Raw genomic sequence first — 18,055 nt, forward strand, 5'->3', positions numbered from 1 at the left:
CGCCGGTTCACCGGGGTGGTCCGTTGAGTGAGCGAAACCGCTTGGGGTGCGACGTTGCTATCTTGGTGTGGAGAAGGATTGGCGGCGGGACAGCAAAATGTTTTTTGGGAAGATGGGAGAGGGGATGGGCATGGGGAATCGACTTCGAAATCTCTTCCGCCAAAGCGCGTGCGTTGTGCGAATGAAATGTCCACTCGCAGTCAGTCTCGGCGTTCTGTTGGCAGGGGCGGATGTGTCCGCCGAGCCCAATGACGAAATCCAATCACCGCACATCATTCACATCGTCGCGGATGATTTGGGGTGGAATGACGTCGGCTTTCACGGCAGCGACATCCGTACGCCCAACATCGATCGGCTGGCCCGTGAATCGGTGATTCTCAACCGGTTTTATGTGACTCCCATTTGCTCGCCGACTCGCGCAGGCGTGCTGACTGGTTTGTATCCGTTTCGATTTGGAATGTGGGGTGGTGTGGTCTCACCGACAAAGCGACATGGCTTGCCGCCGGAGCTGGAGACAATTCCAGAGCGTCTTTCGAAGCTTGGCTACGAGCATCGAGCGATGTTTGGCAAGTGGCACTTGGGGCTGGCGTCGACTTTGTTTCATCCGCTTCGCCATGGGATGACGGAGTTTTACGGCCACTACAACGGAGCGATTGACTACTTCCGTCGCGAACGTTTTGGCGAGTTGGATTGGCATCGCGATCACGACAGCGTCCAAGAGGAAGGTTACTCGACGGATTTGATTGGTGACGCGGTGGTGGATTTCATCGATCGGAACGCGAACGGAGGGCCGGTGTATGCCTACGTGGCGTTCAACGCACCGCATTCACCGCTGCAGGCGAAGCGGTCGGATCTTGACGCCTACGGTTTCGATCCGGATGGAAAGTTGGCTCCCAATACCGACCGCAAAATCGCGAAGCGGGAGAATGCGTTGAACTATGGCGAACGCGGCAAAGGCAATTCCATTCGACAAACGTTTGCGGCGATGACGACCGCAATGGATCGCCAGATTGGACGGATCTTGGATGCGATCGATCGGAATGGGATGCGAGAAAATACCTTGGTCGTCTTTCACAGTGACAATGGCGCCGATCCCAAGCATGGTGGGAGCAATGAACCACTTCGCGGGAACAAGTTCACGACGTGGGAAGGCGGCGTTCGTGTGGTGGCCGTGATGCGTTGGCCTGCTGTTTTGCCTGCGGCTGCGAAGTTTGATTCGGTTGCCAGCTACGTGGACCTGTTGCCGACCATGGTGGCGGCCGCGGGCGGTTCGCCCCCCGGACAGCTCGATGGCGTGAACCTGTTGCCTTGGTTGACCGGGAAGGCACCCCGGCAGGAGCGAATGATTTTGTTGGATGCGAGCACCGTCGTTTCGGACCGATGGAAGTGGAAGGACGGCGAGTTGTTCGATTTGCAGCGGGATCCGAATGAAACCCAGTCGGTTGAGGATCCAGACCGGGATGTGGTCCGTGGTTTGGAGGAATCTTCAAAGCGATTTGCATCACTGGTGGGACCTGCGTTTGAGTCCCAGCTGCCGGTGCCAGAACGTTGGCCGCCCCGGGACTGGAAACTGCCTGAGGAGTCACCGTCGATTCGCTGAAGAATGGAACGGTTAGTCGATCTGGAGTGCTCGGTTTGGACATGAAGCCGCAAAGGATTCGAAATGCCCCTTTGCGATGCTTTGCGGTGGGAATCGACCGGGGAGATTTGACGGGTGAATTGGCAGGGGCGACACTGAGTGGATTGCGAAGCCGCCTCGCCCAACGAACGTTTCACCATTTGAAAAGCATCATGAATCAAGCCGTCCCGATGTCGTCGCAAAGTCTGTTCCCCTGGTCCAAGCTGAAATCAACCGTGATCGTTGGTTGCGTGGTGGGATTGGCCAGTCTGTTTTCGGCGGGGGCTGAAGCCGCGGAGTCTGGGGCAGGGGATGATTCATCCACGCCGCGTCCCAACATTGTGTTGATCGTGGCGGATGACCTGGGATACAGCGAGTTAGGGAGCTATGGGCAAACCAAAATTCGCACGCCTCGCTTGGACCAATTGGCGGCGGAAGGGATCAAGCTGACGAACTTCTATTCCGGCAATGCGGTTTGCGCGCCGAGTCGTTGTTGTTTGATGACGGGCAAGCATCCCGGTCATGCGCATGTCCGCAACAACGGAGATCCTAAAATTGATCCGGTCGTTCGCGAAGAGCTCAAACTGGAATTTCCCGGTCAGTACCCGTTGCCGGTTGATGAGGTCACGATTGCGGAGCACTTGAAGTCGGTTGGTTATCGAACGGGCGCGTTTGGCAAATGGGGGCTGGGTCACTTTGGAACCACAGGCGACCCGAACGAGCAAGGGTTCGATCTGTTTTACGGTTTCAACTGCCAGCGTCACGCTCACAACCACTATCCAAAATTCCTGTGGCGGAACCGAGTCAAGGAGATTCAGCCGGGCAACGATCGCACATTGAATGGCGAGACGTATTCACAGGATCAATTCGTCAACGAAGCGTGTGATTTCATTCGCCAAAGCGTGGCGGAAGACAAGACCCAGCCGTTCTTCGCGTACCTGCCCTTCGCGGTGCCTCACCTTTCGATTCAGGTTCCTGACGAAGAAGTCGATGCGTATGACGGCGTGATCGAAGAAGCCGAGTATGAGCACCACGGTTATCTGAAGCACCCGCGTCCACGTGCGGGGTACGCCGCGATGGTGACACGCATGGATGAAGGCGTGGGCCAGATCGTGGACCTGATCGATTCACTGGGATTGGGCGAGAACACACTGATTCTGTTCACGTCGGACAACGGCCCGACCTACGATCGCTTGGGTGGATCGGACAGCGACTACTTTGATTCGGCGTCGGGCATGAAGGGTTTGAAGGGGCAACTCGATGAAGGCGGGATTCGCGTGCCCATGATCGCTCGTCAGACCGGTGTGGTGCCGGCGGGGCGGACTTCTGATTGGATCGGTGCTTGGTGGGATTTCTTGCCAACGCTGACGGAAGCGGCTGGGGTGGAAGTGGATCCGAGCACGACGGACGGCATCTCGTTTTTGCCATTGCTTCATGGAGACGACGCCGCACAGCAAGCTCACGAATTTCTGTACTGGGAATTTCCCGGTTACAGTGGCCAACAGGCGATTCGGATGGGCAATTGGAAAGCGATCCGCAAAGACCTTTCCAAGCGATTGAAGAAAGGCCAAACCGAACCGCCGGCGTTTGCTCTGTATGACTTGTCAAAGGATTTGGCAGAGTCCACCGACGTGAGTGCGTCGCATCCGGATGTGATGGCCCAGATCGAAGCAATCGCGAAGGAACAGCATGTTCCCAGCGAACAATTCCCTCTCAGAGCGCTCGACTGATGCGAAACACGTTGGCAGAGATCCGAGAGCACCTGAAAGATCATCCGTGGTTGATCTCGATGATCTTTCACACCGCCGCGTTGTTGGTGATGGGGCTGTGGGTCTTTCCCGACTGGATGGATCGCGAAGGTCAATTGATCACCGCCAGCTTTGCCGACCTGGGCGACCAGGAGTCAAGTTTCTCATTGATGCCAATCGCTGCGATTGAAATGCCCGAACTGGGCGATTCGGATTTGGAAGACGAGCCTGTTGAAACGTCGTTGACTTCGGAGCTCGCGGAGTTGGATCTGCCGGAGTTGATGCCGTCGGCGGAAGGGGTGGAGGCTTCGGCATTGGAGAAGCTTTTGCCGACGCCCGAGACACGCTTGGCGTCGATCCGGAAGATGATGGCCGAGGTCGGCGGATCTGAGTCGACGGAGCGAAGTGAATCCACCGCGGAACAAATCGGCGCCGCCGACGGGATTGAGTCCGCGACTCAGGCGGTCGAAAACGCGATTCGGGGCGAGTTGAAACAGGGCGACACGTTGGTGGTGTGGTTGCTCGATGCGTCCATCAGTTTGCAGCTGAACCGCGACCGGATGGCTCGCCGAATTCGCGAATTTTATGACGAGATTGGAGCACTGAGTCGGCCGGCCACCTCGGACGGGATCGAGAAACATCGCTTGTTCAGCAGCGTGGTCGCATTCGGCAAAGGAATCCAAGAGGTCTCCCGGCCTTCGTTGGTCGGCGTCAATGCGATCGATGCGATGACGCGAGTGCCGGTTGATACCAGCGGCGTTGAGAACACCATGGCGGCGGTGGACGGTGTCCTGGAACACTACCGATCCAAGCAGCGACGCAAGGAGCGTTTGATGGTGGTGTTGTTGACGGATGAATCCGGCGACGACGTGCAGAAACTCGAGTACACGATCGCGAATTGTCGCAAGTCCGAAGCAGTGGTGCACGTGTTGGGGCCCACCGCGGTGATGGGCATGCAGAAGGGATTGCAACGTTGGACCGCACCCGCTGCCGGTGGAGGAGCCGAGTATTTCCTGACCGTGGACCGAGGGCCGGAATCGGCGGTGCCGCAGCGGATCTTCTTGCCGTACTGGCATGAGGCGGATGTGCCGCTGAAGAACGTGAAGATGCAACCGGTGTCGGCGATGCCGTGGTATGGCAGTGCCTATCGCGAACGGGTGTTGTCAGGTTTTGGACCGTATGCGCTGACTCGGTTGGCGTTGCAAACCGGCGGGACATTCACGCTGTACGACGACGGTGTGTCGGATCAGTACGACGTTGGGAAACTACGACAGTACATGCCGAGTTATCGCTCGGTCACGGACGTGCGATTGTCGGTCCAGGGCAGTCTGTTGCGATCGTTCGTGGTGCAGGCAGCCGATTGGACGATGCAAGAAAAGGAGCAGCTCGCTGCGCCTCGGATGTTGTTCATGGGAAAGCGATCGCCGATCGATCCGACTCAGTTCACAGCGATGTACGTCACCCCCGCCGAGTTTCGGTCTCGGTTCAGTGTGGCGATCAAACGCGAGCGTGCTCGCAGTGAAGCGGCGTTGGAAGCGCTGGATCAATTGCTGGAGGATTCACAGACAAACGATTGGCGAGCTTTGCTGGAGGGGGAAGAATCTGCACGTTGGCGAGCTGCATTCAGCCTGGCTCACGGAAGGTCGCTGGCTTCGATGGCTCGGTACCATGAATACATCGCGGCCTGTGATCGAGCGAAGAACGCGATTCAGTCCGACACCAACATGGTGACTTTCATGCCGTCCTCGCGGATGAACACTTCGCCGGGTGCGGCCCTTGCCGAGCACGCGACCCAGGTTCTGAGCGAGTGCGTCAGCGAGCATCGAGGAACACCCTGGGCGGAGCTTGCCAACTGGGAACTGGAAAAGCCGTTTGGAATTGAGATCCAAGCGAGATCGTTCCCCAGGCCAACGCCCCGGATCGGAGTGCCGCGAATGCCGATGAGTCGTTCTGGCGGTGGCGCTGGGATTTCAGTCCCGTCGCTGTAAGCAGGTCGGCAGGAATGATCAATACCAACCTTTTGACAGCCCAGCGTTCGCCCCGGTTGTGCGTGAAAACCGTGGCGAACGCCAACGGCTCACATACCCGATGAAACCTGCGTACCTGCTTCGTCGCGCTCCATCAGTGGATGGCGGGTTCTTCGCCGGGTGAGCGACCGGCGAGGAAGTCGAAGTCGCACCCTTGGTCGGCTTGCGTCACATGTTTCGCGTACAGCTTCATGTAGCCGCGAGCGGGCTCCGGTGCGGCGCCCGGTTGGTTGGCTCGGCGCCGAGCGAGTTCTTCGTCGTCGATGTGCCAGTGGATCGTACGTTCGGGAACGTTGATCTCGATCTCATCGCCGGTTTCGACCAACGCCAGCGGTCCGCCAGCGGCACTTTCCGGTGCGATGTGCAACACGCAGGTTCCGTAGCTGGTGCCGCTCATCCGAGCATCGCTCATGCGAACCATGTCGGTGACACCGGCTTGCAGGAGTTTTTGCGGGATCGGCAACATGCCCCATTCCGGGAATCCGGGAGCACCGAGGGGGCCTGCGGAACGCAGGATCAGGACGCTGTTTTCATCGACGTCCAACTCGGGGTCGTGGATGGATTTTTTCATCTCGGGGTAGTCGTTGAAGACCACTGCACGGCCGCGATGATGCAGCAGCTTTTCGCTGGCGGCGATGGATTTGATCACACATCCCGAGGGGGCCAAGTTGCCACGCAGCAAGCAGACTCCTCCGGCCGGTGAGACCGGGTTTTCGCGAGTTCGAATGACTTCGTCGTCGTGGACTTCCGCATCTTCGATTTGCTCGCCGAGCGTTTTGCCCGAGACGGTTGGACAATCTAGGTTCAACAGATCGCGAAGGCGTTGCAACAGGGCGGGCAGTCCGCCGGCTTCGAAGAAGTCCTGCATCAGAAAACGCCCGCCGGGACGCAGGTCACCGAGCACGGGAGTTTTTCGCGAGAGTTCATCGAAGCGATCCAGCGTCAGTGTTTCGCCCAGTCGGCCGGCGATCGCAATCAAGTGCACAATCGCGTTGGTGCTGCCACCGATGGCCAGCGACGTGGTCAGACCGTTGTCGATGCTTTGTGAGTTAAAGAACTGGCTGGGTTTGAGTTGTTCCCAGGCCATGTCGACAGCGCGGCGTCCGGTCGCGACGGCGAGTCGGGAGTGATCGGCCATGACGGCGGGAATCGTGGCGGCGGATGGCAACGTCCATCCCATGGCTTCGGCGACGCAGGCCATCGTGCTGGCGGTTCCCATCGTCATGCAGGTGCCGGCGGACGCGGCGATGCAGTTTTCGACTTGGTTCCAATCTCGGTCACAAAGATTGCCGGCGAGACGTTGGTCCCAGTATTTCCAGGCGTCGCTGCCGCTGCCCAGTGTTTGGTCTTTCCAACGGGCTCGCAACATCGCACCGGCGGGCAGGAAGAGGCTGGGGATGTCGGCGCTGATGGCGCCCATCAACATGGCGGGAACGGTTTTGTCGCATCCCCCCATCAGCACCGCGGCATCAATCGGGTGACAACGCAGGACCTCCTCGACTTCCATCGCCAACAGATTGCGATACAGCATCGTGGTGGGCTTCATCATCATTTCGCCGAGCGACATGACGGGCACCTCGACGGGGAAACCACCCGATTGCAGGATTCCGCGTCGGACTTCATCGGCTCGATCACGAAAATGTGAGTGGCAAGTGTTCAGTTCGCTCCAAGTATTCAGAATCGCCACGACCGGCCGGTCGCGGTAATCAATGTCGTCGAATCCCATCCCTTTCAGCCTGGAACGGTGCCCAAAGGAGCGTAAGTCGTCTCGGCCGAACCAACGGTGGGAACGCAATTGGGTTGGGTCACGGTCGGGATTGGCATTCATGGGAGAAGGTGGATCGATGGGGAAGGGATCAAACGGTAGGATGGACCCATTGAAACTGGGCGAACGCGTCACGTCCAAGGTGGGTTGCCGGACAGATTACCGACATTGAATGTCGCCGTGTGGACGAGGATTGCTTGCCATGACCGATTCGCTGCGAATTGTCGCCGTCCAAGTGGGAAGGTGCCGTACTTATCTCAAAGATGGCGATCCAGATCGACCCTGGATCTCCGCGATTGAAAAAAGTGTCGTGCACGCTCCGGTGCCTGTCTCGAAATTGGGTTTGGAAGGGGATGAGCAGGCCGACAAGAAACACCACGGCGGAATTGACAAAGCTGTTTTGGGGTACTGCGAATCCCACTTTGCGTTTTGGAAAACCGAATTTCCCGAGGTCCAGTGGGACTCAGGTGCATTTGGAGAGAATTTGACCTTCTCTGGAATGCTGGAATCGGAAGTTTGCATTGGTGATGTTTTTGAGTGTCAGTCAGACGATGCCCAAGGGCTCCGGTTGCAGGTTTCGCAGCCGCGCGAGCCGTGCTGGAAGTTGTCGCAGCGGTGGGGGCTGCCTAAGTTAGCAGTGCGAGTGCAACAAACACGGCGGACGGGATGGTATCTGAGGGTGCTGCAACCTGGGGTTGTCCAGGCGGGGCAGGAATTGCGGTTGATCGAACGTCCTCATCCTGAATTCACAATCGAAACGGCCAATGACGTTTTGTTTGCAAAGCCTCGTGATGCTGCGGCGGATCTGCGTTTGGCGGCTTGCGAAAGTTTGTCAGAGGCTTGGAAAGAAAACCTCATGGGTCGGAGTGCCACGAATGTCCAATGATCCCTCCGTCGATAACGCGGCCATCGATTCGCCTGGTGAGTCCCCCACGGTTCGTGATGGACCTGTTGTCGACACCACCTACATCCGTCGTTTGATGCATGACTTGAGTGCGCCGACGCGTCACGTGTCGATTTTTTCGGAGTTCGTGGACGAAGCGTTGACGGAGCCGTTGGACCTTGATGACGCACGGCGTTCGTTGGCAACCGTCCGAACCGCCGCGGTGAGAATGCAACAATTGACGCTGATGGTGTCGTTGCACATGAAGATGATCGAGCGGCTGCATGCAACGGCGAAGAATCCCAGTGCGAGATTTCAAGCAGAACCCTACTCTGTCGCGGAGGTGATTTCTGAAAGTTGGAGCTCGATCGGCGGCCGGGTTGACTCGTTGACCGTGCAGGGCGACGCCCAAACGTCGGTGGACGAAACGCTGTTGCTGGTTCCGTTGGAACAGTTGCTTCGCAATGCGTTGGGGTTTCAAAAGGAGTCTCGTCCGCTGCAGGTGCTCGTCTCGATCCAGCAGACTGGTGAACTGATCTCGGTGTCCATCGAAGACAACGGCATCGGAGTCGACACCAAGTACGCAGAAAAAATTTGTGAGCCGTTCGAGTGTTTGGGGACCGGCAAAGAACGACGTGACGGAGCCGGTTTGGGGCTGGCGGTTTCGACGTTGGTGATCAAAGAGCTGGGCGGATCGTTCCAAATGGAATCCGACGGAGAATCGGGAACCAAGGTGACCATGAGCTGGCCGCACCATTGCAATGCAGGCGACTCCGGCGTTGAATGACGGCTTCTGTTGATTGCCCGAGAAGCCTCTGTTCGAATCCTTTCCATGGACAACTCCGCCGTCGCCGCCGTTTTCGAAGAGCTCGCTGAGCTGCTTGAATTTCGAGGTGAAAATCCGTTTCGCATCCGTGCCTATCAGAACGGTGCTCGCGCGATTCGGGACCTTGACGAACCGATCGCCAATCTGGCTTCGGATCCCGATCAAGATCTCTCGAAGTTGTCTGGGATCGGCAAAACGATTGCGGAAAAGATCAAGGTGTTGCTGGAGACCGGCTCGCTGCCTCAATTGGAAGAGTTGCGAGAAGCGGTCCCCGAGGTGGTCATTCAGATGTCTCGCATTCCAGGGTTGGGGGCGAAAAAAGCCAGCAAGCTTCGCGAGGAGTTGGGCATTGAGTCGTTGGACGATTTGGCCGCAGCCTGTCGCGAAGGACGTGTCGCCAGCTTGAAAGGCTTTGCCAAGAAAACGGAAGCTGCGATTTTGGATGGGCTGGCGATCGCGAAAGCCGCTTCGGAACGGATTTACTGGTCCAAAGCGGATGATCTGGCTCGCGAGATCAGCAAACACATGCAGGCGTGCGACGCGATCAAACAAATGGAATGGGCGGGGAGTTATCGACGTGGCCGTGACACGGTCGGCGATTTGGATTTGTTGGCAGTTGCATCCGACCGAGAGGCCGCGATGGATCACTTGGCAACATTCCCTGGCGTGATGTCCCTCATTGGCAGGGGCGATACCAAGATGTCGATCCGTGTGGGCAAAGCGTTCCAAGTGGACATGCGATTGGTCGAGGCCGACCAATTTGGTGCCGCGCTGCAGTACTTCACTGGCAGCCAAGCCCATAACATTCACGTCCGCCGCATTGCGAAAGAGCATGGGTACAAGATCAACGAGTACGGCGTGTTCCGTTTGGACGACGAAACTCGCGTGGCGGGAGCGACCGAAGAAGAGGTGTACCAAGCCATTGACTTGCCATGGATTGCGCCGGAGTTGCGAGAGGATCGCCACGAATTCGAGTGGGCGAAAGCCGGAGAGTTGCCGGATCTGATCGACACCGAAGATGTGCTCGGCGATTTGCACATGCACACCTCCGCGACGGATGGTCAAAACACGATCGCAGAAATGGCCGACGCGGCGATCGAGCGTGGCTTGAAGTACATCGCGATCACGGATCACAGCAAACGAGTGACGATGGCGGGCGGATTGGATTCCGAGCGATTGTTGAAACAGTGGGAAATCATCGACGAGATTCGACCGCAGTACGATGGCCGGCTGGTGATCTTGAAAGGCATCGAGTGCGACATCCTCGAAGCCGGTGGAATGGACTTGCCCGACGAGGTGTTGGAACAAGGTGATTGGATCTTGGCCAGTGTGCACTACGGTCAAAAGCAACCGCGAGACCAAATCACGGATCGGATTCTGGGAGCGATTGAGAACCCGCATGTGGACTGCATCGCTCATCCGACGGGGCGGATCTTGAATCGCCGAGAGGCCTACGACGTGGACATGGACGCGGTGATGCAAGCCGCGAAAGAGAACCACAAGTTTCTGGAGCTGAACGCCAACCCCGCTCGCTTGGATTTGAACGACGTTCACTTGGCGGCCGCGAAAAAGCGTGGCATTCCGATCGTGATCAACACCGACGCACACGTCACGGACGGGTTGTGGGTGATGCGGTATGGAATCCGGCAAGCTCGCCGGGGTGGACTGACCGCGGCGGATGTCGCCAACACATTGCCGTACGAAGCGTTCGCGAAAAAATTGGCGGAAGTCGACCGATAAACCTCATTCGTTGAGGCAGCGAATTTCCAGCTGGTCGAGATTGCTTTCGTTGGCAATTGTCCGAATTGATTTCCCCCTTCCTTCCTTTTGAACTGTTGATTGAATTCTCATGGCACACCTGACCATCGTTGCCCACATCACCGCCAAAGAAGATCGAGTCGATTTTGTCAAAAGCGAGTTGTTGAAGCTGATTGCACCGACGTTGAAGGAAGAAGGGTGCGTGAATTACGATTTGCACCAAGACAATGAGAATCCCGCCCATTTCATGTTCTATGAAAACTGGGAAACGCGAGAGTTGTGGCAGCAGCACACTGCCGGGCAGCCGCTCAAAGAGTTTGGGACGGCGACCGAAGGATCGTTGGAGGGCATTCAGGTTCACGAGCTGACCCATCTACCTGCCAGCGGCCAAGCGAGTGTGTGAGAGTTCTTTCAGTCGTCCAGCAGGTGTCTTTCGTTATGTGAGCCGGTTGGCGTTCGCCACGGTTCCCACGCACAACTGTGGCGCACGCTGGACCGCGAAAACTGGAGAGTCCCCCCAAAACGCTAGGGCCGCCCCGTTGGGGCTTTGCAATCTTGGTCCCGCTGTAACCCAGGGCGTTGCCCTGGGCTGTCATAGGGCTGCTCCGTTGGGGCGAAGTCGTGGAACAGAACTTGCGCAAACCAATGCGCTCCACAACATCAAAGATTTCGTAGTCCAGGCGAACGCCTAAGCGACTCACGTGGTTCTTCCTGGTCACCTGCTCAAACTAGTTCGAGGCCTCGCATGGTGCCGGTGGCACTCGCGAAGGTCTCCACTTCCAGATCGAGGCGTTGCAGCATCGACGTGTAGAGGTTGGGCAGCGGGTAATTGTTGGCTTGATCAAACGCGAGGTGCTGGCCGTGGCGGAAGCCTCCGCCGGCAACCACAACGGGCATGTTCTTGGTGTCGTGTGACGAGGCGTTGCCGAGGTTGGAAGTCAGTAACAACATGGTTTGGTCGAGCAGGTTGCCGTTGCCTTCTGGGGTTTCGTGAAGCCTGCGAACCAAGTTGCCCCAGGATTGCATTTGGGCTTCTTCGATGATTCCAAGCTGCGTGATCTTTTCTTCGTCGCGACCGTGGTGACTGAGTTGGTGATAGCCTTGTTCGACTCCTTCCAAGGGCACGCGTTCACCTCCGCCATCGGTGTGCATGGTGATGAACCGGGTGCTGTCGGTTTGGATCGCCAGGTAGATCACATCGTGCATGGCCGATTGTTTGGCGATTGTGTGGCTGTTGTCAGACACCGGTTCCGGTGCCTTTTCGTTGACTTTAGGCTTGGCGCGTTCGGCCCAGCCTTGGTTCATGTCCAAGCGACGTTCCAAATCACGAACGCTGGTGAAGTAGGCGTCCAGTTTTTCGCGGTCGGAGGGACCGAGGCGGCGCTGCATGGATTTGGCTTCGGCGGCGACGAGGTCCATGATGCTTCGGCCTTCGAGAATGCGTTGCTTCTGGGCTCGCTGTGCTGCGGGGCTGTCGTCGATGAAAAGTTGCGCAAACAATTTCTGTGGCGAATTGATTGGCGGAATCATCGATCCGTTCGCGGTGTACGACGTGCTGGTCGTGCCATTGGAACTCAGCACCAAGGACGGGAAGCGAGTTTCGCCACCGAGTTCTCTGACCATCAGTTGGTCGAGCGAAATCGTGTTGCGAAAGTTCGATCCACTGTACGGAGCCGCTGACAAGATGCAGGGTTCGGCTTTGTGCCCGCCGCCGACGCCGGGGTGCGAGGCCCCGGAGATGACGGTGAATTGGTCGCGAAGATCTTCGATCGGTTTGAGGTAGCGAGTGGTTTCGTAGTCCCGGCCGCTCTTTTGAGGAAACAGAAACGGAGCGTGAAAACCAAGGGCGTTGCTGATCCCAACGAATCGTCGCGGTGGGTGGGCGGCCGAGGTCGCTTCGCGTCCAAAGGCTGGCACCATCGAGTCCAGCCAAGGCAGGGCCATGGTGATGCCTGCGCCGCGCAACACGGTTCGGCGTGACAGAGATTGATTGGTCACAAAGGGTTTGATTTTCATCGTGGCAACCAGGTGGTGTTGAGATTCGATTGAGTTGAGAGGGGGGCAATGCGTCGAGCTGTCGTGACGACGCTCGTCATTTGCGGAGGAACAAGGGGCTTTGGACCACTTCGTGGATCAACGACCGGACGCCGTAGTGATTGGGTTTCGTGGCCTGGACGATGCTCTGCAGTTCGTCTCGATCGGCAAAAGTCGGGGCTGCACCCGTGGCGTAGGTCACAAACTGAGAGGCCATGTTCTTGGCCAGTTGTGCGGGCCGATGGAGCAGGATCGACTTGAGGCCCGTGACATCTTCGAATGCTTCGCCTGTGGTGAATTCGTGACTGGGGTCAATCGGCAAACCTGGTACCCAGCGTTTGCCATTGTTGGGAGCCGCGGCGCGGTAACGATCTCGCCAGCCACCGATCACGTCATAGCTTTCCAAGGCAAATCCGGGGGGGTCAATTTTGACGTGGCAGGAGGCACACATCTCCAGGTTCCGGTGTTTGTCGAGTTGGTCTCGGATCGAGATCGCGCCGCGAATATCGGGTTCGACAGCGGGAACGTTCGCGGGAGGCGGTGGGACGTGTTCGCCCATGATCCTTTCCAGCATCCAGACGCCCCGAATGATGGGCGAGGTCGTGGTTCCGTTTGCGGTGACCTTCAGGACGCTGGCCTGAGAGATGATGCCACCTCGACGAGAATCCGAGGCAAGGGAGACACGCTTCAGGCCGGTTCCACCGGGCCAATCGATTTTGTAGTGACGCGCCAATCGCTGGTTCAGGAACGTGAAGTCAGAATCGATGACATGAGTCACGGGAAGGTCGCGCCGAATCAGTTCGCCCACAAACGCTTGAGTTTCATCCGGCAAGGAATGATGCAGCACGAGATCGTACTCGGGGTACAGTTGACCATCCGGGGTGGTGCTTTCGAGTTCGTAGAGTTGCAGCCATTGATCGGTGAAGTCGTTGATGGCAACTTGCGAACGCGTGTCGTTGAGCAAGCGTTCGGTTTGGGCCCGCAAAACATCGGGATTTCGCAGTTGGCCTGATTCGGCGAGTTGTCGCAGCTCAATGTCGGGCGCGCGTCCCCAGAGGAAGTGGCTGAGGCGGTTGGCGACCGCCGCATCGGACAGTCGGCCGGGGGTCTCATCAAAGTAGAGGAAACGGGAGGAGCAAAGGATCGCTCGGTATCCCGCTCGAAGCGCGTCCTGCATGGAATGGTTGACCTGGCGTTTGGCTTCCGAGAACTCGAAGTACGGCTGCAGTTCTTGGGCGGTGAGTTCTTGGCGGAAGGCCTTCTCGGCGAAGGCCTGGATTCGCTCTTTCAGGTCTCGTTTGGGATTGGCCGATACGATTTTGAATCGCTGCGTGGAATGCTTGTTCGTCGCTGTGAGTGGCTGCAGTTCCATGTCGCCGATCAAGGCGTGGCGGATTTCTTCTCGGTCGCCTTCGAGACGTTCCAGGTCAATCCACTGGATCGCGATCCCAGCGACTCCCATCTCTTCCACCACACCGGGTTTTGATTCCACGGCTTTGGCGGCAAGGCGACGGATGCCGTGGTCGTTGGGGACAATTTGGAGCATGTGCCCCTCGCGAATCCAGGCTTCGAATTCGTGGACTTGGGGTTCGTCCGTCGCTTCGATGCTTCCAATCCAGTACATCGTGGATGCCTTGCCCGAACAAACGCCGCTGTTGACGCTGCACCAGACACGCCCCATTTCAGGCGTGTTGACGCTGTGTGCTTTCACCCGGATTTTGTAGCGTCCCGTCGCAGGGACGGAGGTGGCTGGCATTCTGCCGTAGAAGTTTTGGCTGCTGGACCATGAAACGATGTCCTGGTGTTCGGGACGACCTTCCGGTTCCCGGTTGGTGCGTTTTTCGTTTCGACGAAGTTTGGTCCAGTCCAAGTGGATTTGGTTGAGCGATTGATGACCGGATGGATCAGCAGCGAGCAGTCGATCGAAGGCCGTTTGCAATGCGAAGTCGGCGGCATCGAGGTACGCCGCCAAGGAGTGATCCGAAACTTGTTGGCTGCTGGAGACGGTGTCGAAGCCATCGGCGAGCGATTCTGCTGGTAGGAAGTCTCTCAGCGGAACATCGATCGCGAGCAAGTCGCAGACGTTGCGTTCGTACTGAGTGCGTGTCAAGCGACGTGCAGGCACTCGGCCTTCGGTTGCAATGCGTTGTTGGTCACTGAGTTCGAGGATGCCATGCAGTTCTAACAAGAATGGTTTGGACTCCGATGGATCCAAGTCTTCCTCGGGCGGCATTTCACCGGCGCCAATTCGATCGAACACGCGTTCCCAAAGATGAAAGTTGTCAGGGTCGGCAAGCTCCAACGTCAGGGACTCCAAGTCCAAGTTGCCCTCTTGCGTGGAGGAGTCGTGGCAAGCGGTGCAGTTCAGTTCGAGGAACTCGGTGATCTGTTCGGAAGGCTGCTCCGCGGACACGCGGGGCAGGCCTATGAACCAACCGGACGCAGCCAGAAGCAAAGCGAATGCGAACAAGAGCCGCGGAAGGCTGAGGGGGAACGAGTTGGTTTTCATCGGATGCAACGAGGGGGATCGGATTGAGAGGCGAGGCCTCGCGACGTTGGTGGAGACACCCAGCACGAATCGCCACCATGATCGCTGGGTGGGTGCTTCGAGCAACGTCGTTGGTAGGTGGGGTGGGGGCGGGAGAGAAATCGCTGGCAGATCTGCAGGGCAAGAACCGTCGACTTCCAATGGAAACGTATTCTTCGAAGACGCTGAATTCAACACTTCTTTGGCGGATTCAGACGCTTTGCGTCTGTCTGACCGGTGATTGTGTGCGCGTTCCTTCGATCGTTTGCTTCAAAAGCCGCGTGGAAGCCCAAGGCTATAGAGCAGCAAGAGAGTTTTTGCGATTGGGTGCTCGTTGTTTCTGCTCTATGGAGACGAGTGGAACGGCCGATTCGTTCGCCCGAACGCGATGAGGCCGGGAAGAGCAGTTTGCAATCAACGAGCCATTTGGGCTCGGCAAACATCCATGATGCTGTCTTCGTTTTGAAGGTGACTGACATGAATGCGTTCGGCCAGCAGCGGACCGGCGATCCGTGAGTAGCGGTCGATGTCGAGCGTGTTGATGATGACTGCAATGGCCCAGCCGCGACGAGACAATCCAACCAGTGCGGCGATGTCGGCTTCGGTCGATTGTTGCAGCATCACCAACATGGTTGTCTCGCTGGAAAGTTGCGACTCCGTTTCGATTAAGAATTCGGCCAGGGTCAGACCGTCGGTTCGTTCCAGTCGAGCCAGCGTGCGGAACATTTCTTTGAGGTGCACTGGACCGCGATCGACGTCCACCAGCACCGGTCGCATTCGTTCATTGCGTTGTTTGAGCGAGGCGGCTTGCACGGATGCGTCTCGCACGCGGTGGTCGCCTCGGAATCCCTCGGTGCGGATTCGGTCCGCTGCGTCGCGACCGTTGGTGGCCAAACCAAAGGGCTCGCCGGCATCGTGCAGGGCCGCTGCGATCGTGGCCGCGGTGGTGATCGTCAGGTCGGTGCGAAGCGGTTCGTGTTGATCGGGATTGGTGTCGACGTGCAAGTCCAGAATAATCGTCGCGCCGGCGACCGAGGATGGCTCGTAGACTTTGCTGTGCAGGATGCCGGTTCGCGCGGTGGCGGCCCAGTGAACACTGCGCAGAGGGTCGCCGATCTGCCATTGCCGGATGCCTCGCAGACGCGTGGGATCCGTCATCGAAGAGGCTCGGATTTTGATTTCACCGATCGGACGCCGCGAGCCAATTTCGTAGGTCGACAGCAGTTTGACTTTGGGAAGCACGGTCACAAACATCGGCGGTGCTCCCAATCGATAGCGGCGGAACATGCCAACCGGGTCGCCGGTTTCCAGGACCGTTGGACCGATTTGAAAGTAACCTCGACGGTGGCATCGCACCGAGTATTCGATTCGCTTGGTTTGTCCGGGTAGCAATGCCATGACGGCGAGGCGGGCTCCTTCGGTGGCCAAGGGGCTGGTTCTTGGATCGAGGGCCATGCCGTCGGCCTGGCGGGCTTGCTGGGTGGCGGCGCGAGGGATCAAGTCTTCGGCCAAAACCCAGGCGACGGGTAATTTGCCTTGGTTGGTGACTTCGACGGTGACGGGAACCAAGGATCCAATCACGACCTCCAGATCGCGACCTTCTTCGGGGGAGTCCAGGCGAACGGCAACGACACCGGCGGACCACTGCGTGGCAACCCAATTGCCGATCGCGACGACCGAGGCCACCGTGATCGCGGCGGTCATCCACAACCCGGCGCCCGCGACCATTCCCAGGAAGACAACGATCGCGCACACGACGACGATTGTCAGCCAACGCGAAGGAGCGGGCGGGCCAGAATTGGAATCCGCAGCGGTGCCTTGGTTGGTCATGATGAGATGGTTGGCACCGCGATCTCACTGAGAATTTCCTCCAGCACCTTTTCTGTGGTCATTTTTCGCAGGCGACTTTCGGGTCGGAGGATCAGTCGATGGTTCATCACGGGGGCGATGATTTTTTTGATGTCATCGGGGGTGACGAACGTGCGTCCCCGGATGGCCGCCATCGCTTGTCCGCACCGGAACAAGGCGATCGTTGCGCGGGGGCTGCCCCCCAGGGCCAGGTTCTCGTTGTGGCGCGTTTGGTGAACGATTTGCAGCAGGTAGTGACGGACTCGCGGGTCAACGTGAACGGACCGAATCGCCTGTTGAGCCGCCACCAATTGCTCGGCGGTTGCAACGGCGGTCATCGAATCGACTGGGTGCTTGAATTGCAACAGATCCAACATCCGCAGCTCTTCTTCGATGGAGGGATACCCCAACGAGAACCGCATCAGGAAACGGTCCAGTTGTGCCTCTGGGAGCGGGAACGTGCCTTCGTGGTCGACGGGGTTTTGAGTCGCGATGACAAGGAAGGGCGGAGTCAGTGTGTAGGATTTTCCGTCGACGGTGACCCGGGCTTCCGCCATCGCTTCCAGCAACGAGGCTTGTGTTCGTGGCGTGGCTCGGTTGATTTCGTCGGCGAGCAAAATTTGGGTGAACACCGGGCCGGGCCGAAATTCGAATTCCGAGTTCTTCTGGTTGAAGATTGACGTGCCGGTCACATCCGTGGGAAGCAAATCCGGTGTGCATTGGACTCGTTTGAAGTGACAGCCCAGGCTTTTCGCCAGCGCTCGGGCCAGCATGGTTTTGGCCACACCGGGAACGTCTTCCAATAAAATGTGTCCGCCGCTGAGCCAAGCGACCATCGAAAGAACCAGTTGTTTCCGTTTGCCCACGATCGCGTTTTCGACGTTGCCGATGACGCGTTTCGAAAGCTCGGCCACCGCCGAGACATCTGCCGGGGCGTTGCTTGCCGTTGGTGGCGAAGGGGGGGGGTCGCGGCGAGGAGCGGCGGACGAGGTCGCTTTGGAATTCAAGGGCAAACGCTCCG

12 protein-coding genes are annotated in these 18,055 nt (G+C 58.0%); 7 read left to right on the forward strand and 5 right to left on the reverse strand.

Annotated features, from left to right (window positions below; translation table 11 throughout):
* The first annotated feature begins 181 nt into the window (after positions 1 to 181).
* From UH5x_RS26565 to UH5x_RS26575, 3 genes are all read left to right on the forward strand, one after another.
* On the forward strand, positions 182 to 1,600 hold the full coding sequence (locus UH5x_RS26565; RefSeq protein WP_482634230.1) for an arylsulfatase B: 1,419 nt from the start codon (positions 182 to 184) through the stop codon (positions 1,598 to 1,600).
* Positions 1,601 to 1,791: 191 nt separating this feature from the next.
* Positions 1,792 to 3,348: an arylsulfatase gene (locus UH5x_RS26570; RefSeq protein ID WP_482634231.1), complete on the forward strand. Its 1,557-nt coding sequence runs from the start codon at positions 1,792 to 1,794 to the stop codon at positions 3,346 to 3,348.
* Positions 3,348 to 5,354 (forward strand): vWA domain-containing protein, encoded by a 2,007-nt coding sequence (locus tag UH5x_RS26575; RefSeq protein WP_482634232.1) that lies wholly within the window; start codon positions 3,348 to 3,350, stop codon positions 5,352 to 5,354. Before UH5x_RS26570 ends, UH5x_RS26575 begins: the two co-directional genes overlap by 1 nt.
* A gap of 133 nt (positions 5,355 to 5,487) precedes the next feature.
* On the opposite strand, the gene UH5x_RS26580 is transcribed toward UH5x_RS26575, so the two are convergent.
* The gene (locus tag UH5x_RS26580) at positions 5,488 to 7,221 is read right to left on the reverse strand and encodes an IlvD/Edd family dehydratase (RefSeq protein WP_047817480.1); all 1,734 of its coding nucleotides are present in this window, start codon (positions 7,219 to 7,221) and stop codon (positions 5,488 to 5,490) included.
* A gap of 139 nt (positions 7,222 to 7,360) precedes the next feature.
* On the opposite strand from UH5x_RS26580, the gene UH5x_RS26585 reads away from it, so the two are divergent.
* The 4 genes from UH5x_RS26585 to UH5x_RS26600 all read left to right on the forward strand — a co-directional run bounded on the left by UH5x_RS26585 (position 7,361) and on the right by UH5x_RS26600 (position 11,028).
* A complete protein-coding gene (locus UH5x_RS26585) occupies positions 7,361 to 8,044 on the forward strand; it encodes an MOSC domain-containing protein (RefSeq protein ID WP_047817479.1) in 684 nt (227 codons plus the stop codon).
* Positions 8,034 to 8,828, forward strand: a complete 795-nt coding sequence (locus UH5x_RS26590) for an ATP-binding protein (RefSeq protein WP_047817478.1) — start codon at positions 8,034 to 8,036, stop codon at positions 8,826 to 8,828. The genes UH5x_RS26585 and UH5x_RS26590 overlap by 11 nt, the downstream gene beginning before the upstream one ends.
* Positions 8,829 to 8,873: 45 nt before the next feature.
* Positions 8,874 to 10,607, forward strand: coding sequence for a DNA polymerase/3'-5' exonuclease PolX (gene polX / locus UH5x_RS26595; RefSeq protein WP_482634233.1), 1,734 nt, complete (start codon positions 8,874 to 8,876; stop codon positions 10,605 to 10,607).
* 109 nt (positions 10,608 to 10,716) lie between these two features.
* Positions 10,717 to 11,028, forward strand: coding sequence for a putative quinol monooxygenase (locus UH5x_RS26600; RefSeq protein WP_482634234.1), 312 nt, complete (start codon positions 10,717 to 10,719; stop codon positions 11,026 to 11,028).
* Between the two features lie 320 nt (positions 11,029 to 11,348).
* Here the strand turns inward: UH5x_RS26600 and UH5x_RS26605 are convergent, their stop codons facing one another.
* The 4 genes from UH5x_RS26605 to UH5x_RS26620 all read right to left on the reverse strand — a co-directional run bounded on the left by UH5x_RS26605 (position 11,349) and on the right by UH5x_RS26620 (position 18,041).
* A complete protein-coding gene (locus UH5x_RS26605; RefSeq protein WP_047817475.1) occupies positions 11,349 to 12,641 on the reverse strand; it encodes a DUF1552 domain-containing protein in 1,293 nt (430 codons plus the stop codon).
* A gap of 76 nt (positions 12,642 to 12,717) precedes the next feature.
* The gene (locus UH5x_RS26610; protein ID WP_482634235.1) at positions 12,718 to 15,168 is read right to left on the reverse strand and encodes a DUF1592 domain-containing protein; all 2,451 of its coding nucleotides are present in this window, start codon (positions 15,166 to 15,168) and stop codon (positions 12,718 to 12,720) included.
* A 432-nt stretch (positions 15,169 to 15,600) separates the two neighbouring features.
* Positions 15,601 to 17,016: a DUF58 domain-containing protein gene (locus UH5x_RS26615; RefSeq protein ID WP_047817474.1), complete on the reverse strand. Its 1,416-nt coding sequence runs from the start codon at positions 17,014 to 17,016 to the stop codon at positions 15,601 to 15,603.
* The gene (locus UH5x_RS26620) at positions 17,013 to 18,041 is read right to left on the reverse strand and encodes an AAA family ATPase (RefSeq protein ID WP_482634236.1); all 1,029 of its coding nucleotides are present in this window, start codon (positions 18,039 to 18,041) and stop codon (positions 17,013 to 17,015) included. The genes UH5x_RS26615 and UH5x_RS26620 overlap by 4 nt, the downstream gene beginning before the upstream one ends.
* Positions 18,042 to 18,055 lie beyond the last annotated feature (14 nt).

Source organism: Rhodopirellula sp. UH5 (assembly GCF_056839225.1).